Here is a 23,636-nt window from a genome sequence, read left to right as displayed (position 1 = left end):
GGGGGTCGCTTACACGCGACCCGACCTAATCAGGGGATCGGGTCGAACTTCAACTCAGACAGCGGTGCAACCTTGTCGGTGCGAGCCATCTTGTATTCGGTGTTCGGGCCAAGCCACTTGTCCCAGATCTGGTTGAGCTCGCCGCTATCATCGAGCTTGCGCAGCACCTCGTTGATCTTGGTCGTCAGCGCCGGCTGATCCTTCGCCATGCCGATGCCGATCGGCTGGAACAGCATGGGCTCCGGGATCATGCGCATTTCCTTGCCACGGGTCTTCGATTCGTTGACCAGCTTGGTGGTCGTCATCGTGTTGGCGACCATGCCGCGCGCCTTGCCCTGCTGCACGGCGAGATAGGCCGAAGCCGTATCCTGGAAAGTCAACGGATCGGACTTATTGAGCTTGATCGACATTTCGGAGGTCGAGCCCTTGGTGGAGGCAAGGCGCTTGCCGACATAGTCAGTCTTTGCCTTGCCCGCATCGTCTGCCGGCACGATCAGCATTTCCTTGGCCAGATAGTAGGGATCGCTGAACTGGATCTGTTCGGCACGGCTTTGAGTATAGGCAAGGTTGGCGACGGTGATGTCGACACGGCCGAGCTTCACCTCCGGCACGCGGGCTTCCACCGAAACCGGCTTGATCTCTGCCTTCACGCCGAGTTCGCGGGCGATTGCGCCGCAAAGATCGACATCGAAGCCGACCATTTCACGGGTCTTGGAATCCGGAGCAGCAAAAGGCGGCACATCCGCAAAGGTCGCGCACCGCAACGTCTTGTTTGCGATGATGTCACCGAGCTGATCGGCCTTGGCCGGTCCCGCGAGCGCTACCGCCGCAACGGTCATTCCGAGGATAAGTTGGCTGCACTTCATGGCTGTTCTCCTTCGTTGGTTTTGCTTGTTCTAGTGGCGCAGGTCAGCGAGAAACCGCTGCGCACGCGGATGCCTGGGGTTTTTGAAGAACTCCTCAGGCGTCGCGGTCTCGATGATCTGACCTGCGTCGATGAACCAGATGCGGTCGGCGACATCACGGGCGAAGCCCATTTCGTGCGTGACGCACATCATGGTCATGCCTTCGGCGGCCAGGGACTTCATGACGTTCAGCACTTCACCGACCATTTCCGGGTCGAGCGCGCTGGTCGGTTCATCGAACAACATCACGGGCGGCTCCATGGCGAGCGCGCGAGCGATCGCCACGCGTTGCTGCTGTCCGCCGGACAATTGGCCCGGATAGGAGTTTGCCTTTTCGCGAAGGCCGACACGGTCGAGCAGCTTCAGCGCCTTCTCGTGGGCCTCCGCCGGCGCCACACCCTTCACCCGGATCGGGGACATCGCGACATTGTCCACCGCGGAGAGGTGCGGGAAGAGATTGAAGCTCTGGAACACGAAGCCGATGCGGCTACGCAGGCGGTTGAGTTCTCGCCCGCTCATCTGCGCGTGAACATCCTGCCCTTCGAAAAAGATCGAACCACTGTTGATCTCCTCAAGCCGGTTCACGGTGCGGATCAAGGTCGACTTTCCCGAGCCGGAGGGGCCGCAGATGACGACCACTTCGCCGCGCGCCACCGTCGCGTCGATTCCTTTCAATACGTCATAGTCGCCATAGCTCTTGCGGACATCGGCGAGGCGGATCGTCTGATCCTTCGCAAAGGAGGATATTGAAGCGGTCATGGCTGCTCCGTGGCGTTCGGTGTCAGGGAAGTCTGGAACTGCCCACGGCGTTTCGGGGCAATCAGGCCGGCGCGCCGGCGCGTGATTCGCCGCTCGACAACATTGGTGAGCCAGGTGAGCGACCAGCAGATCACGTAGTAGGTCAGCGCCAAGATGAGGAAGACCTGGAAGGGCTGCGTGAGGAGCTGATTATTGACCTGGCTGGCAGCGAATGTGAGGTCCGGCACGTTGATGACATAGCCGAGCGTCGTGTCCTTGATGGTCGCGACGAAGGTCGACAACATGCTGGGGATCATGTTGTAGAGCGCCTGCGGCAGGATCACGTAGCGCATCGCGCTGAAATAGCTGTGACCGAGCGCGCGAGCCGCATCCATCTGCCCCTGCCCCAACGCGACGATGCCGGCACGGATGATCTCGCTCAGGAAAGCGCCCTGATAGACGACCAAGGTCGTCAGCATGGTCAGGAAGCTTGGCACGTCGGCGCCGGTTAGCAGCGGCACGAGGAAATAGCTCCAGAGCACGAGCATCAAGAGCGGCACGCCGCGCGTAACATAGACCAACACCGTCACCGGCCAGCGCAGAACCCGGTACTTGGAAAGGCGCCCGAAGGCGAGAAGAATGGCGAACGGAAAGGCGAGCACGATGCTGAGTGCCGACAGTATCAGCGTATTTGCAAGGCCGCCCAGCGGACCGTTCGGGTATTGTCCGATGAGGAGCAGCAGCCAATATTCGTCGATGATGGCGATCAGGTCGTGGATCATCGTCTGGCTCCATTCGCCGGATCAGCACGCCACGTGAGATAGGCGCCAGCGGCCATGATCATCAGGGAGAAGAAGAGATAGAGGATCGTCCCGATCAGGTAGATCTCGAAGGTCCGGAAACTGAGGTTCTCGATTTCCTTGACGGCATGGCTGAGCTCCGGCGCGCCGATCACGATGGCAAGACTGCTGTTCTTGAAGAGCGAAACACTGTGGTTGACAAGCGCGGGCAAGGCATTGCGCACGCCCTGCGGGATGAGAACGAAGCGCATGGCGGAGACATAGCCGTGCCCCAAAGCGCGCGCTGCTTCCATCTGGCCGGGGCTCACCGAGCGCAGGCCAGAGCGAAGGTCTTCGCTGAAATAGGCCGCCTGACAAAGGCCGAGGCCGAGAACTGCGAAGATCATTTCCGCCGAGTGCGCGGAAAGCCAGTCAGACACTCCCGATGGAAGGATCGTGTAGATACCGAAGTACCAGAGCATAAGCTGTACGAGAGTGGGTACATTGCGGTGGTAGGAGACGTAGGCCGCAACGGCGGCGTTGCCGATCCGACCAGGCGAAAAGCGCACCGCAAGCAACAAAACCGCGAGGCTCATCGCCAGCAGCCATGAGAAAATGGCGATGATGAACGTCATCTCAATGCCATGCACAAGCATGGCCACGTATTCCGGGTTGCCCAAAATCACGGCGAGATCGAAGCCCTTCACGGCGGTCACTCCTTTGGTTCGCCGGAGCCGGTGGCTTGCGGCCGCGCCGTCTGGAGACCACCCATGACCTGAAGTGTCGGCGTAATCTCCATATGCCCGATATTCACGGCTATAGGCGCGGCGATCGCATAGGCGATGGCGTCGGCGATATCAGATGCCTGGGGCAACTCGAAACCGTCGATGAAGCGCTCTCGGATCGACGGATCGTCGCCGTGAACGTGAGCGAAGATATCCGTCGCGACCCGGCCCGGGCAGATCTCCGTCACACGCACGCGCTTGCCGAACGTGTCGATGCGCAGCTGGTTTGACAGCATGCTGACGCCAGCCTTGGTGGCGTGATAGGTGGAGTTGCCACCGAAATTGTAGTTGCCGGCAATCGAGGAGATGTTGATGACATGGCCGCGGTCGCGCGCAGCCATGCCAGGCACGATCAGCCGGCAGAGATGGAGGACGGCGCGCAGGTTGACATCGACGAGGAGATCAATGTCGCCATCCTCCGCCTCGAGGAACTTCTTCGGCCGGTCGACGCCGGCATTGTTCACCAGAATGTCGAATTCCACTTCACCGGCAAGCTTTGCCAAGGCGGCACGGTCCGTCACGTCGATAGCGTGGGGAATGCAGCCTGTACGCTCTGCGAGTGCCTTGAGCGCATCGATGCTGCGGGCGACCGCATGCACTTCGAGGCCCTCGCGGCGGAGCCGCTCGACGACCGCAGCACCGATCCCGGAGGATGCGCCCGTCACGAGCGCGGTTCTGTAATCGGAAAAGGACATTGTAGTTCCCCTGTTGTTGAAAGAGAGAGTAGCGAAGCTTTCCGGCTCTGGATAAGACCGTTTGAATCTGGATGGATAAGGAAGGCTTATGGACTTGCGGCGAGCCCGCTGCCCTGTAACATGCGGGCCGAACAGGCAGGCAGGGCATATGGATATCAGGCGTCTCAAATCCTTCATCGTCATCGTCGACACCGGCAGCATCACGCGCGCCGCTGACGTGCTCCACATCGCCCAGCCAGCCCTCAGCCAGCAGCTTGCTGCGCTGGAGGATCATTTCCGGCAGAAGCTTCTGATCCGCAGCCAGCAGGGGGTCTCGATGACGGAGGCTGGCAAGGCCGTCTATCGTCATGCTCAGATCATCCTGCGCCAGATGGACCAGGCACAGGCGGACGTAAAGGCAGCCGGCGACACGCTTGTCGGGCGCGTCTCGGTTGGTCTCGTGCCCTTTTCGAGTGCTGCAACGCTCTCCGTCGACCTGTTGACGGAAACCCGCAAGCGGCATCCCGGTATCTTGCTGCATCTTACGGAAAGTGTTGGCCAGACCTACAGCCAGATGATCATGAACGGTCGGCTGGAAATGGCGCTGATCCATGGCACGGGCCCCATCAAGGGCGTGCGGTTCGAGCCTGTCTTCGTGGAAGAATTTCATCTCGTGGCGCACCGAGATTTCGGCGTCGAACCGGGTGACGCGCCGCTGGCGTTGAGCGCGCTCAACGACGTTCCGCTCCTCCTGCCGCCGCCCTACAATTTCGTGCGCCGGGCAATCGACCTTGCCTTCACGCGCGCCCGCTTCTCGCTGAATGTCGTGGCCGAGGTCGAAATCGTCCGTACACTCGCGCGCGCGGTCAGCGGCGGGGTGGGCGCGACGATCATGCCACGCGCTATCGCCGAACGGATCATCGCGGAGTCCTCCGAGCCTCTGGTCTCGCGTATGGTCACGCCGAAGATCGAAGAGACCTTATCGCTCTGCGTTTCCGATCAGAGCGAATTATCGGAGCCGGCACTGGCGGTGAGATCGATCCTTATGGAACTCACCGCCCGCCTCAAGAGCTAAGCGCTTACCGCAGACCGGCGCAGAATTCGGCGATGCGGCCGCAGGCCTCATTCAGCTGTTCAATGCTGGTGGCATAGGAAATGCGGAAGAACGGGCTCATGCCGTAGGCCGCACCTTGCACGGTCGTGACATGATGCTCGTCGAGCAGCGCCAACACGAAATCCGTGTCGTTCTCGATCCTGCGACCCTTTTTGCTGGTCCGGCCGATGAGCTCAGCAATGTTTGGGAAAACGTAGAAGGCGCCTTCAGGCTTATGGCAGCGGATCCCTGCGATCGCGCTCAGCCGCTCAACCACGAAGTCACGCCGCTTTCTGTAGATCGCCGCCCGCTCTTTGAGGATCTTCTGCGGACCGTCCAGCACGGCGGCAACTGCGGCCTGCGTGATCGTCGACGTGCCCCCGCTGTTCTGACCATTGACGTTGCTGATCGCCTTGATCAGGTCCTTCGGGCCGCCGCAGAAGCCAAGGCGCCAGCCGGTCATCGCATAAGCCTTCGATGCACCGTTGACCGTCAGCACGCGATCCCTAAGGCGCGGCTCGACCTCGGCAATCGTGCAGAACTCGAAGTCGTCATAAATCAGGTGCTCGTACATGTCGTCGGTCATGATCCAGACATCCGGATGCTTGAGCATCACCTCGGCAATCGCCTTCATCTCGGCGCGCGAGCAGGCCGCGCCGGTCGGGTTGTTTGGGAAGTTCAGGAAGAGCCATTTGGTGCGGGGTGTTATGGCGGCATCGAGGTCCTCGGCTCTCAGTTTGAAACCGTTCTGTTGCGGGCAATCGACGGGAACCGGCGCTGCGCCGGCGAATTTCACGATATCCGCATAGCTGATCCAGGAAGGCGAAGGGATGACCACCTCGTCGCCGGGGTTGCAGGTGGCGAGGACAGCATTGAAGATGATCTGCTTGCCGCCGCCGGCCACGACGATCTCGGTGAGATCGTAATCGAGATTGTTATCCCGCTTGAACTTGCGGGCAATGGCCTGCCTGAGGGCCGGCGTTCCATCGAGCGGCGGATACTTCGTATCGCCGGCAAGAGCTGCGGCATGGGCCGCCTCAACGGCGTTTGCGGGCGTCGGGAAATCGGGCTCGCCCGAGGAGAGACTGATCACCTTGACGCCGTTCGCCGCAAGGTCGCGGGCACGCTGGCTCATGGCAGCAGAAGCGGAAACGGAAACGTTCTTCAGGCGGTCGGCAATAGCGGGCATGATCGTTGCTTTCGATAGGACGGACATAAGGTTTTGCGGTGTGCGAGGGCTCAGCCCAGAAGCTTGGAGACGGGCGTGACCACGCCGCCGGCCGTCTCGATTTCGTTGCGGACGGTGCGGGCGAGCTCGAGCGAGCCCGGCGTATCACTGTGAACGAGGATGGAACGAGCCCGCATGGGGATGACGGTCCCGTCGACGGCGGTTACGGTCCCCTCGATCAGAAACTGCCGCACCCGTGCGCGCACCAGGGCCTCCTCCTTGACGAGCGCGCCCGGCTTTCCACGGGGCACGAGCTTGCCTTCGGCGTCGTAGGCTCGGTCCGCAAGGAAGAGGGGCAGCGTCCTGAGCCCGGCCTCGAGCGCCGCGCGTTCAATGATGCTGCCGGCCGTGCCGAAGACGATGAGGTCTGGATCGACGGTGCGCATCGCGGCCATCATCGCGGCGGCCAAGGCGGGGTCACGATTGACCATGTTGCCCATTGCTGCGTGGAAGCTGACATGAGAGACCCGCACACTTTCCGCACGAGCGATCGCGATCAGTGCGCCGAGCTGGTAAAGCATCTGCTGGCGCAGTTCGTCAGGTCCGAAGGGCAGTTCGCGGCGGCCGAAACCTTGCCGGTCCGGCAAGCCTGGATGCGCACCGATATCGACACCCCTCTTCCGCGCCAGGCGCACCATCCTTGCCATTGTCTCCGGATCGCCGGCATGAAAGCCGCAGGCAACGTTGGCGGAGGTGATGACATCCATCATCGCCTCATCATCGCAGAGGGAATAGGGCCCGAAGCCCTCGCCCATGTCGGAATTGAGATCCACCTTCATGAATTGCTCCTATGCCATGGCGGCAAGCGCCTTGCCGACCAGGCGCGCGGTCTGCCTGATATCGTCGACATAGGTGGCGAGCGCCTTCTCTATGCCCTTGGCCTCTGCATGCGTGGCCGGCACAAAGCGCAGCGTCGAGCCGATGCGAGCCTGCCCCATCCGCCAGAGATCGGCCTCTATAATGCCTGCGATCTTCGGATAGCCTCCGGCCGTGTTGGCATCGCTCATCTGGACGATCGGTTCCCCGGCTGGAGGCACCTGTATGACGCCGGGCACCACACCGTGCGAACGCATCTCCACCACTTCCACCGGATGGATCGGATCGCCGCTCAGGCGGTAGCCGGTGCGGTCGCTGCGTGCCGAGATCTTCCACGGCTGGCTCCAGAACCGCTCTGCGTCGGCCCCGAAAAGGTCATGTTCGCCGGCGGGCAGAGCGCGAATGACGAGTTCGCCATTCTCGCCGACGGGAAACACGTCCTTCAAAGCCACCGCCGGCGGCACGGCGCCGAAGCCGCCCTTTGGCACGGCAGCAGGCTGGACTGCACCAGTCGCGATGCTGTCGCCGACCGCAAGGACCCTTCCACCAAGCCCGCCGAAGCTTCCACGCAGCGACGTGCTGCGCGAGCCCATCACCGGCGCCACGTCCACGCCGCCAGACAGGCTCACATAGGCCCGCGCATCGCGAAGCGGCGGGAAGAGCTCCAGCACCTGACCGGGCTCGGCTTCCCCGGCCCACCAGGGCGCCAGGGCGACACCGTCGAGCTTCGCCCGGCAATCGGCACCGGTGACGGCGAATGCGCCACGTTTGGTAAAGAGCAGCCGGAACGGGAAAGTCTGTACCTCGATTACGGCCGCGCCCTCGGGGTTGCCGAGGAGAATGTTGCCGATCTCCAGAGCCAGAGGATCCATTGCTCCGCAGGCGGTTACTCCGATATTGCGATAGCCCGGCCGTCCCATATCCTGGACAGTGTTCAGCGGGCCCGTTTCGACGATCTCGATCACAACTCGATCCTTTCGGGGCGGAAACGCACGGTATCGCCCGGCGCCATCACGGCTGGCGCGGCGGCCAGCGGATCGAACATCTGGACTTCGGCAAAGCCGATCGAATTCCATCCATTCGGGCCGGTCAGCACCGCAACGCCGGTCTGCATGCCGCCGATCGTGACGCAACCACGCGCCATCTTGAGTGAGGGCACGGTCTTTCGCGGCATGTGGATGCGTGGATCTAGCCCATGCAGGTACCCGAAGCCCGGCGCACTGCCGAGGGCGAAGACGCGATAGGTGCCTTCGTGGTGAATGCGCACGACTTCCCGGTCGCTGAGGCCGCTGAGCTCGCAAAGCGCCGGCAGGTCGGTCGCATGTTCGCCGCCATAGGTGACGGCGATCTCGATGTGCCGACCGGCAAGATCGATACCCTGCGCTCGCTGCCATTTCTCCTGTAGCTGGTGGATGACCGTGTCTGGATCGTCCGGGGTCTCCTTGAGGATCACCAGAAGGTTCGTCATGCCCGGAACGATCTCGGCGACCTGTTCATGCGCCTCGAGCGCGCGGGAGAGCGCCCAGATGCGTCGCTGATTCGGCAGGTCGAAGGGGCCAGGCGCTTCCAACAGGAAGGCGCGCGTGCCGATGAACGAGATTTTCGCCAGTCCCTCGGCATTCGGAACGATTGAGGCGGGAGACGGGAAGGATGCCTTTTGCAGGAGGCTCATTGGGCGTGCTCCATCGTCAAAATAGGATCGCCATAACCGATCAACTCTCCGGCGCGGGCGTGAACTTTTGCGACGACGGCCGCCTCACGCGCGATCACGGGCAGCAGAATGGGCCCGATCTCGACAAAACCGGCAACAGCGCCCGGTTCGAGCGACGTCCCCTCGCCGGCAAGCGACGAAACATTGGGGGCACCGGGATGCCGGTCACGAAACACCCCGGCGAGGGGCGCCTTGAGGACCCGACCTTCGGGCCGCGGCGCGGTCACGTCCGGAGCAGCTTCACGAACGTCCACCGGGCTGGCGCCTGGGTTCAGAACGATCTTCAGCGCGCGCCCGTCCTTCGTGCTGATTTCCAGCTCGCTCGCGCCCGAAGCGCCAAGCCAGGCGGTGAGCGTGGAGATGAGGGCCGGATCGGAGAAGTCACCGATCGCAGATGCGCTTGTCGCGCGGTCACGCCTGGACACCAGCTTCCTCCCTCAAACGCTTTTCAAGATGATGGATATCGACGCAGCCCCGCACGAAATCGGGATCGGCGAAGATCCTTTCGTGCAGCGGAAGGTTGGTGGAGATGCCCTCGATCCTGGCTTCAGACAGGGCGACCTGCATGCGCCGGATCGCCTCGTCCCGGGTCGGCGCGTGGACGATCAGCTTGGCGATCAAGGAATCGTAGTAAGGGGAGACCTGGTATCCGGCCGAGACATGGGTATCGACGCGAATGCCTGGTCCGCTCGGAAAGCGAACGTAAGAAATGCGTCCGGGCGCGGCAATGAATGTGACAGGATCCTCCGCGTTGATGCGACATTCGAAGGCGTGGCCCCGCGCCTCGCCGCAAAAACGGGTCGTATCGAGCACTTCTCCCTGCGCCGCACGCAGTTGCTCGTGCACGAGATCGACACCGGCCGTCGCCTCCGTCACTGGATGCTCGACCTGCAGCCGGGTGTTCATCTCGATGAAGTAGAATTCGCCGCGCTCATAGAGGAACTCGAAGGTGCCGACGCCGCGATAGCCGATCTGCCGGCAGGCCTCCGCGCAGCGCTCGCCGATCCTCTGTGCGAGTTCCGGCGCGATGCCGGGCGCGGGCGCCTCCTCCACTACCTTCTGGTGCCGCCGCTGGACGGAGCAATCGCGATGGCCAACCCAGACAGCGTTGCCGTGATTGTCACAGAGTATCTGGAACTCGACGTGGCGCGGGTGCTCCAGGAATTTCTCCAGGTAAAGTTCGGGCCTGCCGAAGGCGCGGCGTGCCTCCTCGCGCGTGATGGCAACGGCGTCGGTGATATCGGCGCTATCGCGCACGACGCGCATGCCCCGTCCGCCTCCGCCACCGGCCGCCTTGACGATGACCGGGTAGCCAATGGCCTCAGCGATGGCGGGCACAGCGTCGACGTCCTCCGGCAGCGGTTCGCCCGGTCCCGGAACGCAGGGAACGCCTGCCGCCATCATCGCGCGCTTTGCAGCGATCTTGTCGCCCATGGTGCGGATTGACGAGGCCGGAGGGCCCACGAAAACCAGCCCGGCCCTTTCGACGGCCTCGGCGAAATCGGCGTTTTCCGAGAGGAACCCGTAGCCCGGATGGATCGCCTCGGCGCCGGTCACGCGTGCTGCAAGGAGGATCGCCGCCTGGTTGAGGTAACTCCTTGCAGGCGCCGACGGTCCGATCGAGAGCGAACCGCCTTCGCTCGGTGTTGCCGCCCCCGCCTTGTCTGCCTCGGAGGCAACCAGAATCGGGCGAAGGCCAAGCTCCTTGCAGGCGCGCTCGATCCGGACGGCGATTTCGCCGCGATTGGCGATGAGGACGGAATTGAACGGACGACCGACTTCCCGAGCGGCCTTGAAAGACGCGTCCATCAGCCGATCTCCACGAGCGGGTCGCCGAAGGCGACCTCCTGGCCATCATCAAAGAAGATGCGCTTGACCACGCCGGCGAACGGAGCAGAGACCGTCGTGAAGACCTTCATGGCCTCCACGATGCAGAGAGCCTGCCCCACTTCCACCTGATCGCCCACCACTACGATTGGAGCGGCTCCCGGGCTATTTGAGTGATGCACGATGCCTGAGGTCGAAGCACGAACAAGCTGGGTTGGCGGCTGGTCATCCAGGCTTACCGGCTTGACCGTCGAAAGCTCTCGCCCATCTGAGGTCGGAATATCTACCTTGGCTGCCGCTTCGCGCGCCGGATTGCGAATGACGACAGTCGTATCCGCATCGCTGACTGTCAGCTCCGAGACACGCGAACGCCCGACAAAGTCGAGAAGCGTCTTGATCTTTTGGAGATCCATGGTTTTCCCCAAGGCACGAAGATTACCGGTGTGCAGCCCTCAGAGCTGTGTTCCGGTTCGAATTGGGGAGATCTTACACAGCATCCCGTTTGATGGGGGCAGACAAACTTTGAATACGGGCATCGACACCATCAGCCGCAGGCGTCGGACGCGGCAGGTAATAGGCACTGCCACGGCTGATCCCGAGCAAGCGGACCTGAAAGGCAACGGAAAGCTCGTGTGTACCTCAAGAGCGACTGGCATCGGGAATGCGGTAACCAACCTGTGCATCAGAGCTTGATCATCGACGTCCTTGAGTTCCGCCTCCACCCATGCGCGACCAATCTCATAAACAGCCGCTCTATGCGCGGCCGAATTTGCGCGGCCAAGTGTTGACATCAGAGCGTTGTTGCGGGACCACCTTTCAGGCCTGAGCTCAAGCCAAGACTCCGGCATGGATCAAACGCGATCCAGGAACTCGAGCACTCGGCTGGTGAGTAGCACGGTTGCATCCGCGTCATACGACGGGAGCGAGCTGTCGGCGAAGTAGTGCTGATCGCCGGGGTACAGGAAAAGCTCCGCGTCCTCGACCTTCTCCACGATCTCGCGGGCGGCGTCGATATCGCCCTCGCCGACGAAGATCGGGTCGTTGTCCATACCGTGAATCTGGACGGCGACGCCATCCGGCCAGGATCCGAAGGACCACTCGCCACTGATCGGTAGGCAAGAGTAGAAGAGCAGGGCTCCGCGGGCTCCGGGCCGTGTCTGTGCCAGCTTCTGCGCCGGCAGCACACCGAACGAGAACCCGGCGTAGACGAGCTCGGGAGCCAGTACGTCGGCGACGCGGACGCCGCGCTCCCGCATGTCGTCGAATCCGATCTTACCGATATAGGCGAGACCCTCATCGATGCTCTGGAACGTGCGTCCGTCGAACAGGTCCGGTGTGTGCACGATGTGGCCTGTGGCCCGCAAGTCGTTGGCGAACGCGCGCACACCTGAGGTCAGCCCCTGTGCGTGGTGGAACAACAAGACCTCGGCCATACGGAGCTCCGGTTGGGATAGTCTGGTGCACGTTTGGCCACCCTACAGCGTCATCGCCTCGCCGGGAAGAGTGCGGACACGTTACAGAAGTAACGTCGGCGACTCCGGCACAATACCCCGACAAGCCGGGTTTGTCTGAACTATGCCGCTATGCACTTTCCGTGGATCGGATAAAGGGACTGCTACAGCTTCAATGGCAGCTCATCCTTCCTTGCGACCGACCGGTACCGGACTTGCGGTATCGCGACGGATCGTCACGCGATAGGTGTTGTTTTCTATTTTGGCGCGGGCGGTTAGCCGCCCTACCCCTCTCGATGCTTTTTCTGAATCGCCTACCGCGAACGGCCGAATTGCCGAAATCCTCGCCAAGCCACACGCTGAGCCAATCACAAACCCGCTAGAGGTGAAGTGCCATGGCAACAAGAGTTGATGCCGCAACCGCACTTACGGCAGAACTCAGCAAGCGTTTGCGCGAGGTGCGGCTGGAGCGACGATGCTCAAAGGCGAAGCTAGCCACGGCGCTCGGGATCAGTATTCAAGACGTCCAGAGATACGAAGATGGCAAGCACCAGATTTCGGTGCCTATACTCATCCTAATGTGCGAGGCGCTCGGAGCGCATCCAATGGAGATCATCGGTACATCGGTGGAGACTCTCGTGCATGTACGCAAAACACCGAACGTCATCCATAAGCGGCTGCTCGTGGCACAGCAGAGACTGGAAGATATCTGCAAGGAGATTGCAGCGGCAAAATAAGCCCCGTCCGAGGCTGCTGTAATGAGTGAAGGTTCCCTCGAGCTTAAGCTCCAAGAGCGCTCGCGGCGGTCGGATTCTCATTGTTCCTGGTGGCCCCGAGCCCGATCCGGAAGTCGATGCCCACATTGCGCAGCTCGAAATTGCGGTTGTACAGATCTCGCGTCCATTCCGGCACAAAACCGATACCGAGACAGATTTTACAGCATATCGTTTCGACTGAAGAGCAACCGGTCCAAGCGAAAGCCTCACGGAACGGCAGCGACTACATCCCTCAGCTTCGTTGGCGATTGGCCAAACGCTTTTCGGAAAGCCTTCGCGAAGTGGGAGGCGTTTTCAAACCCAACTTCCATCGCGATCTCGATCAAAGGGGCGTCGGTCTCCATCACGAGGTGCTTTGCGCGCTCCAGGCGCATACGCCGATAGATGATGGCCGGCGAGCTATTGGCTTTCTCGACGAAAAGGCGCTCGAGTTGCCGTCGCGACAGTCCCACGGACGCTGCGAGTTTGTCGATGGAGATGGTTTTTTCGATGTTCCTCTCCATTATGATGAGTGCCGCCTTGAGCCGGGGATCGTTGGATTCTATGGACAGCGGCCGACGCGGCTGGATATGCAAGGCGGTGCGGGCCTTGTCGATCTGTAACACTTCGAGGGCGTTTCGCTCCGCGGCTTTGCTGATATGCCGTCTTACGATGTAAGCGGCCATGTCTGCGGCGCTGCTGCCACCTGCACACGACCCGCGGTTGCGATCGAGATTGAAAATCCGGTCTGCCCTGACTTCGTGCCCCGGAAACCGTTCTCGGAACACGTCATGATGAAGCCAGCTCACGCAACTTTGGTGGTTCTTCATCAAACCAGCTTCCGCCAGGATGAACGTTCCCGTACAGACACCGATCAACGAAACCTTTCGTGCGGCGGCTTTCTTCAGATACTCCACGGTGTGATGGTCAACCGGCGTTTCGCTGTTGAGTAGCCCGCCGACGACCACGATGTAATTAAACTCGCTTGGGTCAATGAAATCTGATGTCGGCGCCACCTGTACGCCGCAACTGGAGGTAATCAGGTGGCGGGTGCTTCCCAACACTTGCCAATCAGCCAAGACCCTGCCGGATTTGTCGGCCTCGTCGCTGGCCAGTCTCAGAGTGTCGACGAACAACGCGAAAGCCGAAAGCGTAAACGACCGGGCGAGAATGAAGCCAATCTTCAATCGGCTGACGCTTGGGACATCGTTTGCAGAGTTCATGACCACCTCATTTCAACCTCATACACAGACAGCGGTTCGACGTTCCCGGATGCCGCGTAAAAACCGGCTATGATCATCGTATCCTACCTAATCTGGAATCCGTGGACCAACGGGTCGCGATCATCCACAAAGATCGTGTTGTGGCCAATGATCCGCGCCCAGCCACTCACACTGGGCTTGATGGCACTGAAGTTTCCAATGTCAGTCTCCTCCTCTACACGGCCTTCGAACACCGTGCCGATCAAGCTTTCCTGGCGGAATGTCTCGCCAACTTTCAGCCGGCCCTTACCGTGAAGCTGAGCCATGCGTGCCGAGGTTCCCGTTCCGCCTGGCGAGCGATCTATTGCTTTGTCTCCATAAAACACAGCCCCTCTACCATCGGCATCAGGCCTTGCCGGCTTGTCGCACCATAGAGCATGATGCACGCCGCGTATCCGATCGTCCCAGGGATGAACGGGGTTGCAGACAGGAGCGAGAGCGTCGCGAAGTCTGCGACTGAAGTCGACCACATCACTAGCAGTCATGCCGTCCAACCCCTTCCACGTCTCCTGCGGCTCGACGACAGCGTAGTAGTTCCCGCCATAGGCGATATCGACAACCAGTCTGCCGATTCCCGGCACGTCCACGGAGACGTCGGCGGCGTGCAAATAGCTGGCGACGTTGAACATCCGGACGGACTCCACGAAGTCTCCGACCATCTCATACTGAATGTCCACCCTTCCAGCAGGCGTTTCGATCGAGAGCTTACCCGGAGAACGTGGCGTTACCAGGCCTTCCTCTATTGCAGCTGTCACGAGACCGATCGTGCCCGCACCGCACATGGGCAGGCACCCGCTAACCTCGATGAAGATGACAGCGAAGTCACAATCCTTTCGGTAAGCAGGATAGATGATTGCCCCTGACATCATGTCGTGACCGCGCGGCTCGAACATCAATGCCTGCCGAATCCAATCATGGTCGCGTACAAAGATTTCGCGTCGCTCTGCTATCGGGAGATGCGGCAATAGTGGACCTCCTCCCGCGACAAGTCGGACAGGATTTCCGCAGGTGTGGGAGTCGATACAGAAGAAACTGCGGCGCATCGTTTAGCTTCCCTTAGTGTGTGGTCTCTGCCGCGCCCCTCGTTCGACGGCCTTGCAGCGCGCCTTTGGAGAACCTGTCGAGGAGGATGGCAATTGCAACGATGGCCAATCCGGCTCGAAGACCGAGCCCCATTTCCATGCGGGTCAGGCCGCGGGTGACTTCGGCACCCAGGCCTCCGGCTCCCACAAGACCCGCAAGGACGACCATGGCCAGTGAAAGAAGAATGCACTGGTTTAGGCCGACCAAGAGCGTTGGCGTCGCCGATGGGATCTCGATCTTGAACAGAATTGATCGGGGCGGCGCACCCGTTGCCTGCCCTAACTCCAGAAGGTCCTTGGGAACCTGGTTGAACGCCAGCGTGGTGAGACGCAGCATGGGAGGGACGCCGTACACAATCGTCGCGATGATTGCCGGCACTCGGCCCAAGCTAAAGATCATGACGGCCGGAATTAGATAGACCCATGGCGGCACGGTCTGCATGATATCAAGGACGGGGCGGATGCCGGCTTCAAATCCCTTATAGCGCGAAGCTAGGATTCCGAGCGGGAACGCGATCGATACCGAAATGACGACCGCCACGGTCACCAGACCAAGCGTCTGCATCGAAGCCGTCCAGAGCCCTGCAACGAAGCAGAATGCGAGAGCTACCGCCGTCACGATCGAAACCCTGACGGTGATAAAATACGCCGCAAGAAAGGTAGCCAAGGCAATTACCACGTAAGGAGGTGGGTACAAAAGACCGGCTTCTATCCCGCCAAGCACCATTTCGATGAACTTTGTGACCGCATCGAAGAATGGATGGAAGTTCGTATTCAACCAATCCACCGCAGGGGCAAGATATGCGCCCGGCGAAAACTCAAATAGATCGAGGTTCATCTTCCACCTGCCTTAGCGCGCCGAGCCGCACTTTGTGTAAGCCTGTCGAGCACCATGGTCAGAATGACGATCGCAATTGCCGCATTGATGGATGTGGCGATATCGAGCGTTCGAACCGCGCCATAGATCGTCTCCCCGAGGCCACCGGACCCAACGATGCCGGCGATGACGACCATTCCAAAAGCCATCATCAGGCTCTGGTTTATCCCGGCCATGATGCTTGGGATTGCGAACGGCAGTCGGATTTTCGTGAACATCTGCCAGGACGTGAGGCCACTGGCCTGGCCCAACTCGATGAACTCCCGAGGCGTCATCCGGATGCCGAGCGAGGTCAACCGGATTGCGGGCGGCATCGCGACGATGAACGTGGCGATGAGCGCTGTCGCAGGTCCGTAACCAAGCAGAGCGATCGCTGGCAGAAGATAAATGTAAGGTGGCAGGGTCTGAATGAGGTCGAGCACAGGCTCAAGGACCCGGTTGAAGGATGGAACAAACCCAGCAACGATACCGACGGGTATTCCGACAACCAGAGCAAGGATTGTAGCGGTTGCCACCAGCGCCAGTGTGCTCATCGTTTCGGCCCACAGCCCCATGACAGCGCAGAAGATCAATGCGATCGCAGCGAGGATGCCGGATGCAAGGTTGATTAAGCGCCAGCCGAGCAACGCTGCGATGATTGCGATGATGTAGAACGGGGGAAGCTGAAGGAGCCAGAGGATGCCGTCATAGGTTCCCTCAAGAAGCATTCTGATGAATTCAAACAGCCACTCGCCGTTGTCGTTGATCCAGGCAAGTGCATCATCCGTCCAAGTGTCAAAACGATCCGTGATGATTGAGGTGTCCATTTGCGTCCTCCACCTATGCCGCCGCGGGCTCGTGCTCGGGTGTCCCGGCGACGCCGCGGAGCAATGCGCGGGTCGTGACGACACCGATTACTGTGCCATTCTCGACGACCGCGACCGCGTCACGGTTGGATTGCATGGTAAGATCGATCAGCTCGCCGATGTCCGCGTCAGGTGATGTTCGCAACAGTGCCTCGACATCATGCTGGGGATGCGAGGCCCTGAATTTGGCGACAGGCTGCATGACTGAATGCGCTTTCACCAGATGAATTCTGGAAATTCCGGCGACAAAATCGGAGACGTAATCGTCGGCCGGCTTCGTCACGATTTCCTCGGCGGTTCCGACCTGCACGATTACGCCGTCCTTCATGATGGCGATCCGGTCGCCAATGCGGATAGCTTCCTCGAGATCATGGGTGATGAACACCGCGGACTTGCCGAGCGACTTTGTCAATTGCCGAAACTCGTCCTGGAGCTGCCGGCGGATGAGCGGATCGAGCGCACTGAAGGGCTCGTCCATAAGGATTATTTCGGGGTCGGCCGCTAGCGCTCGCGCAAGGCCAACGCGCTGCTGCATACCGCCCGATAACTCGTTGGGATATCGCGCAGTCCAGTCGGCGAGCCCGACTTTTTCGAGCGCCGCCCGAGCAGTCTTGTGTCGTTCGTCCTTGGCCACCCCTCGAACTTCGAGACCGAAAGCAGCGTTTTCGAGAACGGTCCTGTTGGGAAGCAGTGCCACGCTCTGGAACACCATTCCGATGTTGCGTGCCCGCATGTCGCGCAGCTGCGCGGCGTTCAGCCTCGCGACGTCTTTTCCCTTAACCGTGATCGTGCCGAGGCTCGGTTCAATCAAGCGGTTGAGCAAACGGATCAAGGTCGATTTACCGCTGCCGGACAAGCCCATGATGCAGAAGATTTCGCCGCGGCGGACATGGAGACTGGCGTCAGACACCCCGACAACACAGTTGAAGTCCTGGAGGATCTGCTTTTTTGACAGGCCTCGATCTGCGACCGCCTGAATGGCGGCTGGAGCGCGAGCGCCGAAAATCTTCCAGACGTTCTGGCAGTCGATCAATACTTCATTGGAGTCATTCATCGCTGTTTTCATTGCGTTCCCCTCGGGCCGGCTTGATGCCAACCTTCATGTTTCGAGAGACCGGGACGAGCCGTGATCGTAACGGCCCGCCCTTGCTTGGTTCATTCGGCCTTTATGTTGCCCCAACGCTTTAGGAGATCGGTATGGCTGTCAGTCCACGCCTTGATAGCATCGTCCATTGCCTTCCCGTCGTTGACCGCGCCATTGATCGCGGTGATGTCGGCGAGCGGTACATAGACGCTGGCGATAATTTCGCGTGCATGCGGATATTCGGCGGAGAAGCCCTTCTGGCCAATCCAGTAGTAGCTCTGCGGTGGCGGGAAAACGGCCTTGGGATCATGGAGGAACTTGACGTCATACTTCTGCATCATCCAGGACGGTTCCCAGATTGTGACCGCGATCCATTCCTGCCGATCGACGGCCGACTTGAGTGCAGCGGTCATGGCGGCGGTGCTGCCTTCCACAAGCTGCAGTTTAAGGTCGTAGTCCTTGACGGCGTTGCTGGTGTCGCGCATCAGGCCCGAACCCGGTTCAATACCAACGATCTTGCCGCCGAACTTGTCGGCGTTGTCATTCAGCTGGTCCATGGAATCGATCGTTACATATTTCGGCACGGCGACGCCCTGAAAGAGGCCGTGCGAAACCGGGGAGATTTTTTCCAGGCGGTTTTTATTCTTGTCCCAGTAATCCTGAGCGACGTAATCCGTCTGCGAGGCAAGGATTTGGATGTCCCCTTTGCCGAGAGCGGCGTAGGCGATACCCCACTCGGAGAACGGCACGACCTTGACCGTGTAGCCGGCGTCCTCGAGCACCTTCTTGGTGATCCCGGAAATGGGGGTGAGGTCCTCCCAGGACATCGTGCCCATCGTGATCGACTTCTCTTCCGCGTGAGCGGACATCATGGTCATCCCGACCATCGCGGCGGCGCAGAGCGCTTTCCACAAAGTCTTCATTTTACTCACTCCTAGTTTTTTGTTCCCATTCTCATTGAAGACTTGCGGGCGGCTCAGTCTTCACATTGCGCGGCGAGGGATCATCCCTCGCGGCCTGCACGCAATTCCTGCAGACGGATCACCGAGTTGATGCCCAGCCACGCGAACGGCTCCGGCGGAAGCCGGGACGGCTCGGGATGATCCATATATTTTTCGAGATGCCGGGAGGTGGTCCCGGTCGCCAGCTCGGCTGCCATCATCCCAGCGAGCGTACTCTTCACCGTGCCTAGCCCGTTTTCGCAGCAGGCGGAGAAAAGTCCCTCTTCAATCTCGCCGAAGGCAGGCACGTGGTTCAGGCTGAGACAAATCCGCCCGGCCCAGCAATGGTCGAATGGTATCCCCTTGAGACCTGGAAACCGCGCGTCGAGTGATTTGCGATGCGCCTCCGCCATCTTCGCGAGACGCCGTCCTGTCACGGTGACGGTGGTGTCGTACGTATATTTCGTCCGGATCGCGATGCGCGACTGGCCACCGGATGTGATCTTCCTGACGGTCGCACCCATTGCGTCGGCGGGAAGCAGCGCCCATCCGTCGCGCCCCGAAACCTTACGGCCGAAATCGTCCGAAGGAAAAGCCGCGGTCATCGACGCGTAAGCGAAGATGTGCATCAGTCGCCCGCGGAAATGGCCAAAGTCATCGATGTGACCGTTGACGCCTAGGATAACCTTGCGGGCTGTCACCCTGCCCCACGGAGAAACGGCGGTCCAAGTGCCATTCTCGCGCTTCAACGCGGTGATAGGCGAGCGTTCGAAGATGTCGATCCTGCGCGAAAGCCCGGCGGCAAATTCGCGGATATAGTCCGCGGGCTGGATCAGAACAGCGCCCGGCGTGTACAGCCCGCCGAGATAGTAGTCCGATCCCGTGAGATCGCGCATTTCGGCGGCATCGAGGAACGTATGTTTCTCGCCGGCGCTCTTCAGTGATACGCCGAAGCTCTGGTTCAGCTTCATGCCGCGTGCGGTTGCGGCCGCGTTTATCTTTCCAGACGGATCGAACGTCTCGCGCGACATCCCATACTCCGCCGCCGCCTCGGACGCAAAGGCTATCGCCGAGCGGTTTTGCGCCATCTCAATTCTAGTTGCGTCAGCGCCGCCGCTTGAATACTCACTGGACGAGAGGTTGTGGGGGACATCGATCATAAATCCCGAATTCCGGCCCGATGTCCCCTTCCCCACTTCGCTCGCATCGATGACCACAATCTTATCGTCGGGCCGTAGCTCAAGAAGGCGACGGGCGGCAGAAAGACCTGCAAAGCCTGCACCAATAATCAGCCAGTCCGCGGTCACGTTGCCGTCTAGGCAACGGACCGGGAACGAACGTTGACTGATCGCCTCCCAGCCCGAGATGCCATTTTCGACAGGCAAACGTTTGACGGACTTTGTGATCATCGGATCGTCTCGTCCACCGACCGGTCTGAGATATCGATCCAGATCGTCTTGAGCTCGCAATAGTTGTCATGCGCGAAAATCGACTTATCGCGCCCGCCAAAGCCAGACTCCTTGTAACCGCCGAATGGGGTGGTGGCGTCGCCTTCGCCGAAGCAGTTGACGGTCACGAGACCTGCCCGGATTTCGCGCGAGAGCTTGATCGCGTTTCGAAGGCTTCCGGTGTAAATCGACGCCGTCAGGCCATAGTTGGTGTCGTTGGCAAGTGCTAGGGCCTCGGCCATGGTTTCAAATGTGGTCACGGACAGGATCGGCCCGAAAATCTCTTCCTGGAAGAGACGGCTCTTAGGCGTGACGCCGTCGACGACCGTCGGCTCGATGAAGATGCCTTTCTGTGTTTCACCGCCATGGGCAACCGAGAGCTTCTCGGTTTTCACGTCGTCGAGGAAGGATTTCACTTTTTCGAAGTGGCTTTTGCTGACGAGGGCACCGATGCGGTTTTCGGGATCGAGCGGATCGCCTGTCTTCCATTCGCGCATGTAGGCACCGACGCGCTCGAGCAATTCGTCCTTAATCTTGGAGTGAACGATGAGCCGCGACGTGGCTGAGCAGTTCTCACCCATGTTCCAGAATGCGCCGTTGACGACTTGTTCTGCTACCAGGTCGAGGTCTTCCGCATCCTCAAGCACGACCGCCGGGTTTTTCCCACCGCATTCCAAGACGACACGCTTCAGATTGGAATCGGCAGCGTAGTGCAGGAAACGACGGCCAGTCGGCGTCGAACCGGTGAACGCCACCATGTCAACGTCCATATGCATGCCGATCGGCTCTCCCACATCCTTACCGCTACCGGTAACGACGTTGAAGACGCCCGCCGGAATCCCAGCCTCATGGGCGAGTTCCGCTGCGCGCAGAGTAGAGAGCGTCGTCTCCTGCGCAGGCTTGACGATCACGGAGCACCCTGAGGCGAGCGCCGGGCCAATCTTCCAGGCCAGCATTAAAAGGGGGAAGTTCCACGGCAGGACGCAGCCGACAACGCCGACGGGTTCACGCACCACCAATGTCAGCGCGTTCGAAGCGACTGGAGCGGTGTTGTCATAAAGCTTGTCAATCAACTCCGCGTGCCAGCGGAGGGTGTGAATGGTGTCGGGAATATCGACGGTCTGGCACTCGCGGATCGGCTTGCCGCTGTCGAGGCTCTCTATCACGGCAAGTTCGTGACGGTTTTCCTCAAGCAGCTTGGCAAACTTGAGCAGAGCGGTCTTACGATCACCAGGCGATTGAAGACGCCAGCGGCCATCGTCGAAGGCCGCCCTGGCATTCGCAACAGCAAAGTCCACGTCGACGGCGTCACAAGCCGCGATCTCGGCCAAAGTTTCGCCGGTAGCGGGATTGGTCGTCCTGAACGTCTTGCCCGAGTGGGCCGGACGAAAGGCTCCGTCGATAAACGCGTTGGTGGGCAATTGAAGGTTCGTGGCGATCGCCTTGTATTCGGCGGCGGTCAAGGGTTCATGCATAATTGGCTCCCGACGTGATCTGGGCGACCGTGCGCTTCAAGGTGGCGACGACAGTCTGCAGCGTTCTTTTCTCTTCGGAGTTGAGTGGACGCAGGGGTGCCCGGACCGGGCCTACGTTCAGGCCAATCAATTCGCAGCCGTGTTTGATCGACTGGACGAACTTGCCGCATTCCAGGAAGTCCATGAGCGGAAGCATCGCGGTCATGATCGCGCGGCCCTTGTCGAAGTTTTTCTCCAGCACGCAGGCTTCGTATAGCGCGACGTGTTCGCGTGGGAGGAAGTTGGAGCCCGCACAGACCCAGCTCTTCGCACCCCATGCAAAGAATTCGAGCGCTTGATCGTCCCAGCCACAGGACAGTGAAATGTACGGAAATTTCCGGGCCAACAAATGGAGGTTGGCCATGTTGCCGGAGCTTTCCTTGATCGCTACGACGTTTTTGGATCTGCCCACGCGAGAGAAATATTCGTCTCCCATCATCACGCCCATGCGGGCGGGATAGTTGTAGAGCATGATCGGTAAATTGGCCGCCCGGTCGATCGTGAGTGCGTGGACCGCATTCTCGCGCGCTGTCGGCAAAGCATACGGCGGAGACGACACAAGGATCGCATCGGCACCGATCTCCTTGGCGGCAATTGCATAAGCTACCGAGTCTTCGGTTCTCGTCGCACCGGTTCCAACAATGAGCGGCAGGCGTGAGCCAATGACGTCCTTAGCGAAGGCAGCAAGATCGATGCGCTCCTCGGCACTTTGGGCGTAGTACTCACCCGTTGATCCGCCCACGATAATGCCGTGTACCTTCGCCTCAATCAGCGATTCAAGCACGGCAGCGAAGGCTTCGCGGTCTATCTGCCCGTCCCGTCCGAGCGGCGTGATCGCCGGGGTATAAATACCTTCGAACTTCAAGATGATTTCTCCATCGATGCAGCGGGGACTTCCACGAGCGCGTCCGCCTTCATTCCCTCCGGTGCGATGAACATTTCCATGTTCTCGCGCGACAATTCCCAGTGCTCGAAGACCAGATCGACGACGGTGTCTTCGTCATGTGAACCGATCGCGGCGATGAAGCCGTCGTGATGCTCCACGGCGACCTGAAGACGTTGGCGCATGTCGTCGTTGCGGGGTCGGAAGAAGGTGTGGCCGATCCGTGCGTGGTCGATCAGAAGCCGGCCAAGGCTCGGCTGCAGGTAGGCGTTGCCGGACATTTCGCCAATGATTTCATGAAAGCGGTTGTTCGCGAGCACCATCGAGAGTGCATCGCCGGTCACGCTGGCCGCGCGAAACCGCTCCTGCGTATCCTTGAGGTCGCCAAGCTGCCTTTGCTTGAAGTTCTGGACCGCGAGGCGACCGATCGCCGCGTAGATCATCGGCGCGACGAGAAAGAAGTGCCTGAGCGTCTGATGGTTCATCGGGATGACCCGCGCGCCACGGTTGGCGCGGATGTCGATGTAGCCCTCCCCCTCAAGCCGCCGGAAAATTTCCCGGACGGGCGTGCGAGACAGCCCGTATTGCTCACCTAGACTGACCTCATCCAAGTCTTGGTCTGGATCAAGTTCCATCGTCAAAATCTGACGCTTGAGATCGTCGTAGAGACCGTTCTTTCCGCTCTTCACCGAAACATCCCTCCTGAATTCCGCGAGCGTGGATCCATCGATCCGCGCTGACGACAGGAAGGTCGCATAGTGGGTCGACTGAGTCAATGAAATTGTATAATCTCCGTATACATTGCTTATTACCCAGAAATACAATTCGAAAATCAACCAAGGTTTCCACCACCTGAGGCGAGGTTCAGTTAGCCAGCGTGGACCGCACGAAGGTGCGCTTTGGAGAACAGGCAAACCATTGGATGGAACATGCGCAGG

At 60.2% G+C, this 23,636-nt stretch carries 25 protein-coding genes; 2 read left to right on the top strand and 23 right to left on the bottom strand.

Features of this window, described 5'->3' with window-relative positions:
• Positions 1-29 precede the first annotated feature (29 nt).
• The 5 genes from AC244_RS16910 to AC244_RS16890 are packed head-to-tail and all read right to left on the bottom strand — an operon-like array spanning position 30 to position 3,902.
• Positions 30-866 (bottom strand): ABC transporter substrate-binding protein, encoded by an 837-nt coding sequence (locus AC244_RS16910; protein ID WP_053249991.1) that lies wholly within the window; start codon positions 864-866, stop codon positions 30-32.
• 30 nt (positions 867-896) lie between these two features.
• Positions 897-1,664 (bottom strand): amino acid ABC transporter ATP-binding protein, encoded by a 768-nt coding sequence (locus AC244_RS16905; RefSeq protein WP_053249990.1) that lies wholly within the window; start codon positions 1,662-1,664, stop codon positions 897-899.
• Positions 1,661-2,425, bottom strand: coding sequence for an amino acid ABC transporter permease (locus AC244_RS16900; protein WP_053249989.1), 765 nt, complete (start codon positions 2,423-2,425; stop codon positions 1,661-1,663). Before AC244_RS16900 ends, AC244_RS16905 begins: the two co-directional genes overlap by 4 nt.
• Entirely contained in the window at positions 2,422-3,129 is a 708-nt protein-coding gene (locus tag AC244_RS16895) for an amino acid ABC transporter permease (protein WP_053250047.1), read from the bottom strand. The genes AC244_RS16900 and AC244_RS16895 overlap by 4 nt, the downstream gene beginning before the upstream one ends.
• Before the next feature lie 5 nt (positions 3,130-3,134).
• The gene (locus AC244_RS16890) at positions 3,135-3,902 is read right to left on the bottom strand and encodes an SDR family oxidoreductase (RefSeq protein WP_053249988.1); all 768 of its coding nucleotides are present in this window, start codon (positions 3,900-3,902) and stop codon (positions 3,135-3,137) included.
• Positions 3,903-4,050: 148 nt separating this feature from the next.
• On the opposite strand from AC244_RS16890, the gene nac reads away from it, so the two are divergent.
• Positions 4,051-4,956 carry a nitrogen assimilation transcriptional regulator NAC gene (gene nac / locus AC244_RS16885; protein ID WP_053249987.1) on the top strand — a complete coding sequence of 302 codons (906 nt, stop codon included), beginning with the start codon at positions 4,051-4,053 and terminating at the stop codon, positions 4,954-4,956.
• A gap of 4 nt (positions 4,957-4,960) precedes the next feature.
• Here nac and AC244_RS16880 read toward each other — a convergent pair whose 3' ends face one another.
• The 8 genes from AC244_RS16880 to AC244_RS16845 all read right to left on the bottom strand — a co-directional run bounded on the left by AC244_RS16880 (position 4,961) and on the right by AC244_RS16845 (position 11,989).
• Positions 4,961-6,163, bottom strand: a complete 1,203-nt coding sequence (locus AC244_RS16880) for a pyridoxal phosphate-dependent aminotransferase (protein WP_053250046.1) — start codon at positions 6,161-6,163, stop codon at positions 4,961-4,963.
• A gap of 50 nt (positions 6,164-6,213) precedes the next feature.
• Positions 6,214-6,981, bottom strand: a complete 768-nt coding sequence (locus tag AC244_RS16875) for a LamB/YcsF family protein (RefSeq protein ID WP_053249986.1) — start codon at positions 6,979-6,981, stop codon at positions 6,214-6,216.
• Positions 6,982-6,990: 9 nt separating this feature from the next.
• On the bottom strand, positions 6,991-7,983 hold the full coding sequence (locus AC244_RS16870) for a biotin-dependent carboxyltransferase family protein (RefSeq protein WP_053249985.1): 993 nt from the start codon (positions 7,981-7,983) through the stop codon (positions 6,991-6,993).
• A complete protein-coding gene (pxpB, locus tag AC244_RS16865; RefSeq protein ID WP_053249984.1) occupies positions 7,980-8,690 on the bottom strand; it encodes a 5-oxoprolinase subunit PxpB in 711 nt (236 codons plus the stop codon). Before pxpB ends, AC244_RS16870 begins: the two co-directional genes overlap by 4 nt.
• Positions 8,687-9,154: a hypothetical protein gene (locus tag AC244_RS16860; RefSeq protein ID WP_053249983.1), complete on the bottom strand. Its 468-nt coding sequence runs from the start codon at positions 9,152-9,154 to the stop codon at positions 8,687-8,689. The genes pxpB and AC244_RS16860 overlap by 4 nt, the downstream gene beginning before the upstream one ends.
• A complete protein-coding gene (locus AC244_RS16855; protein WP_053249982.1) occupies positions 9,141-10,538 on the bottom strand; it encodes an acetyl/propionyl/methylcrotonyl-CoA carboxylase subunit alpha in 1,398 nt (465 codons plus the stop codon). The genes AC244_RS16860 and AC244_RS16855 overlap by 14 nt, the downstream gene beginning before the upstream one ends.
• A complete protein-coding gene (locus AC244_RS16850; RefSeq protein ID WP_053249981.1) occupies positions 10,538-10,969 on the bottom strand; it encodes an acetyl-CoA carboxylase biotin carboxyl carrier protein in 432 nt (143 codons plus the stop codon). Before AC244_RS16850 ends, AC244_RS16855 begins: the two co-directional genes overlap by 1 nt.
• A gap of 438 nt (positions 10,970-11,407) precedes the next feature.
• On the bottom strand, positions 11,408-11,989 hold the full coding sequence (locus AC244_RS16845) for a dienelactone hydrolase family protein (RefSeq protein ID WP_053249980.1): 582 nt from the start codon (positions 11,987-11,989) through the stop codon (positions 11,408-11,410).
• A 413-nt stretch (positions 11,990-12,402) separates the two neighbouring features.
• On the opposite strand from AC244_RS16845, the gene AC244_RS16840 reads away from it, so the two are divergent.
• A complete protein-coding gene (locus AC244_RS16840) occupies positions 12,403-12,744 on the top strand; it encodes a helix-turn-helix domain-containing protein (protein ID WP_053249979.1) in 342 nt (113 codons plus the stop codon).
• A 245-nt stretch (positions 12,745-12,989) separates the two neighbouring features.
• Here AC244_RS16840 and AC244_RS16835 read toward each other — a convergent pair whose 3' ends face one another.
• The 10 genes from AC244_RS16835 to AC244_RS16790 form a co-directional block, all read right to left on the bottom strand.
• Positions 12,990-13,985 (bottom strand): GlxA family transcriptional regulator, encoded by a 996-nt coding sequence (locus AC244_RS16835; protein ID WP_053249978.1) that lies wholly within the window; start codon positions 13,983-13,985, stop codon positions 12,990-12,992.
• An 83-nt stretch (positions 13,986-14,068) separates the two neighbouring features.
• Complete coding sequence (locus tag AC244_RS16830; RefSeq protein ID WP_053249977.1) at positions 14,069-15,067, bottom strand: 4-hydroxyproline epimerase; 999 nt, start codon at positions 15,065-15,067, stop codon at positions 14,069-14,071.
• A gap of 13 nt (positions 15,068-15,080) precedes the next feature.
• Complete coding sequence (locus AC244_RS16825; protein WP_053249976.1) at positions 15,081-15,944, bottom strand: ABC transporter permease; 864 nt, start codon at positions 15,942-15,944, stop codon at positions 15,081-15,083.
• On the bottom strand, positions 15,941-16,789 hold the full coding sequence (locus AC244_RS16820) for an ABC transporter permease (RefSeq protein WP_053249975.1): 849 nt from the start codon (positions 16,787-16,789) through the stop codon (positions 15,941-15,943). The genes AC244_RS16825 and AC244_RS16820 overlap by 4 nt, the downstream gene beginning before the upstream one ends.
• Before the next feature lie 13 nt (positions 16,790-16,802).
• Positions 16,803-17,882: a quaternary amine ABC transporter ATP-binding protein gene (locus AC244_RS16815; protein ID WP_414735928.1), complete on the bottom strand. Its 1,080-nt coding sequence runs from the start codon at positions 17,880-17,882 to the stop codon at positions 16,803-16,805.
• Positions 17,883-17,983: 101 nt separating this feature from the next.
• On the bottom strand, positions 17,984-18,835 hold the full coding sequence (locus AC244_RS16810) for a glycine betaine ABC transporter substrate-binding protein (RefSeq protein WP_053249973.1): 852 nt from the start codon (positions 18,833-18,835) through the stop codon (positions 17,984-17,986).
• An 80-nt stretch (positions 18,836-18,915) separates the two neighbouring features.
• Entirely contained in the window at positions 18,916-20,262 is a 1,347-nt protein-coding gene (locus tag AC244_RS16805; protein ID WP_053249972.1) for an NAD(P)/FAD-dependent oxidoreductase, read from the bottom strand.
• Entirely contained in the window at positions 20,259-21,776 is a 1,518-nt protein-coding gene (locus tag AC244_RS16800; protein ID WP_053249971.1) for an aldehyde dehydrogenase, read from the bottom strand. The genes AC244_RS16805 and AC244_RS16800 overlap by 4 nt, the downstream gene beginning before the upstream one ends.
• Positions 21,769-22,680, bottom strand: coding sequence for a dihydrodipicolinate synthase family protein (locus AC244_RS16795; RefSeq protein ID WP_053249970.1), 912 nt, complete (start codon positions 22,678-22,680; stop codon positions 21,769-21,771). Before AC244_RS16795 ends, AC244_RS16800 begins: the two co-directional genes overlap by 8 nt.
• Positions 22,677-23,387 carry a GntR family transcriptional regulator gene (locus AC244_RS16790; protein ID WP_053250045.1) on the bottom strand — a complete coding sequence of 237 codons (711 nt, stop codon included), beginning with the start codon at positions 23,385-23,387 and terminating at the stop codon, positions 22,677-22,679. The genes AC244_RS16795 and AC244_RS16790 overlap by 4 nt, the downstream gene beginning before the upstream one ends.
• Between the last annotated feature and the right edge of the window lie 249 nt (positions 23,388-23,636).

The sequence above is a fragment of the Ensifer adhaerens genome, from assembly GCF_001270265.1.
Classification (GTDB): domain Bacteria; phylum Pseudomonadota; class Alphaproteobacteria; order Rhizobiales; family Rhizobiaceae; genus Ensifer; species Ensifer adhaerens_B.
This window is presented reverse-complemented; position numbering and strand designations above follow the sequence as displayed.

Bases quoted from the DNA above. Each gene is read 5' to 3' on its own strand.
- AC244_RS16910 (WP_053249991.1), bottom strand. From the start codon at position 866: ATGAAGTGCAGCCAACTTATCCTCGGAATGACCGTTGCGGCGGTAGCG.
- AC244_RS16905 (WP_053249990.1), bottom strand. From the start codon at position 1,664: ATGACCGCTTCAATATCCTCCTTTGCGAAGGATCAGACGATCCGCCTC.
- AC244_RS16900 (WP_053249989.1), bottom strand. From the start codon at position 2,425: ATGATCCACGACCTGATCGCCATCATCGACGAATATTGGCTGCTGCTC.
- AC244_RS16890 (WP_053249988.1), bottom strand. From the start codon at position 3,902: ATGTCCTTTTCCGATTACAGAACCGCGCTCGTGACGGGCGCATCCTCC.
- nac (WP_053249987.1), top strand. From the start codon at position 4,051: ATGGATATCAGGCGTCTCAAATCCTTCATCGTCATCGTCGACACCGGC.
- AC244_RS16880 (WP_053250046.1), bottom strand. From the start codon at position 6,163: ATGCCCGCTATTGCCGACCGCCTGAAGAACGTTTCCGTTTCCGCTTCT.
- AC244_RS16875 (WP_053249986.1), bottom strand. From the start codon at position 6,981: ATGAAGGTGGATCTCAATTCCGACATGGGCGAGGGCTTCGGGCCCTAT.
- pxpB (WP_053249984.1), bottom strand. From the start codon at position 8,690: ATGAGCCTCCTGCAAAAGGCATCCTTCCCGTCTCCCGCCTCAATCGTT.
- AC244_RS16855 (WP_053249982.1), bottom strand. From the start codon at position 10,538: ATGGACGCGTCTTTCAAGGCCGCTCGGGAAGTCGGTCGTCCGTTCAAT.
- AC244_RS16850 (WP_053249981.1), bottom strand. From the start codon at position 10,969: ATGGATCTCCAAAAGATCAAGACGCTTCTCGACTTTGTCGGGCGTTCG.
- AC244_RS16845 (WP_053249980.1), bottom strand. From the start codon at position 11,989: ATGGCCGAGGTCTTGTTGTTCCACCACGCACAGGGGCTGACCTCAGGT.
- AC244_RS16840 (WP_053249979.1), top strand. From the start codon at position 12,403: ATGGCAACAAGAGTTGATGCCGCAACCGCACTTACGGCAGAACTCAGC.
- AC244_RS16835 (WP_053249978.1), bottom strand. From the start codon at position 13,985: ATGAACTCTGCAAACGATGTCCCAAGCGTCAGCCGATTGAAGATTGGC.
- AC244_RS16830 (WP_053249977.1), bottom strand. From the start codon at position 15,067: ATGCGCCGCAGTTTCTTCTGTATCGACTCCCACACCTGCGGAAATCCT.
- AC244_RS16825 (WP_053249976.1), bottom strand. From the start codon at position 15,944: ATGAACCTCGATCTATTTGAGTTTTCGCCGGGCGCATATCTTGCCCCT.
- AC244_RS16820 (WP_053249975.1), bottom strand. From the start codon at position 16,789: ATGGACACCTCAATCATCACGGATCGTTTTGACACTTGGACGGATGAT.
- AC244_RS16815 (WP_414735928.1), bottom strand. From the start codon at position 17,882: ATGAATGACTCCAATGAAGTATTGATCGACTGCCAGAACGTCTGGAAG.
- AC244_RS16810 (WP_053249973.1), bottom strand. From the start codon at position 18,835: ATGAAGACTTTGTGGAAAGCGCTCTGCGCCGCCGCGATGGTCGGGATG.
- AC244_RS16805 (WP_053249972.1), bottom strand. From the start codon at position 20,262: ATGATCACAAAGTCCGTCAAACGTTTGCCTGTCGAAAATGGCATCTCG.
- AC244_RS16800 (WP_053249971.1), bottom strand. From the start codon at position 21,776: ATGCATGAACCCTTGACCGCCGCCGAATACAAGGCGATCGCCACGAAC.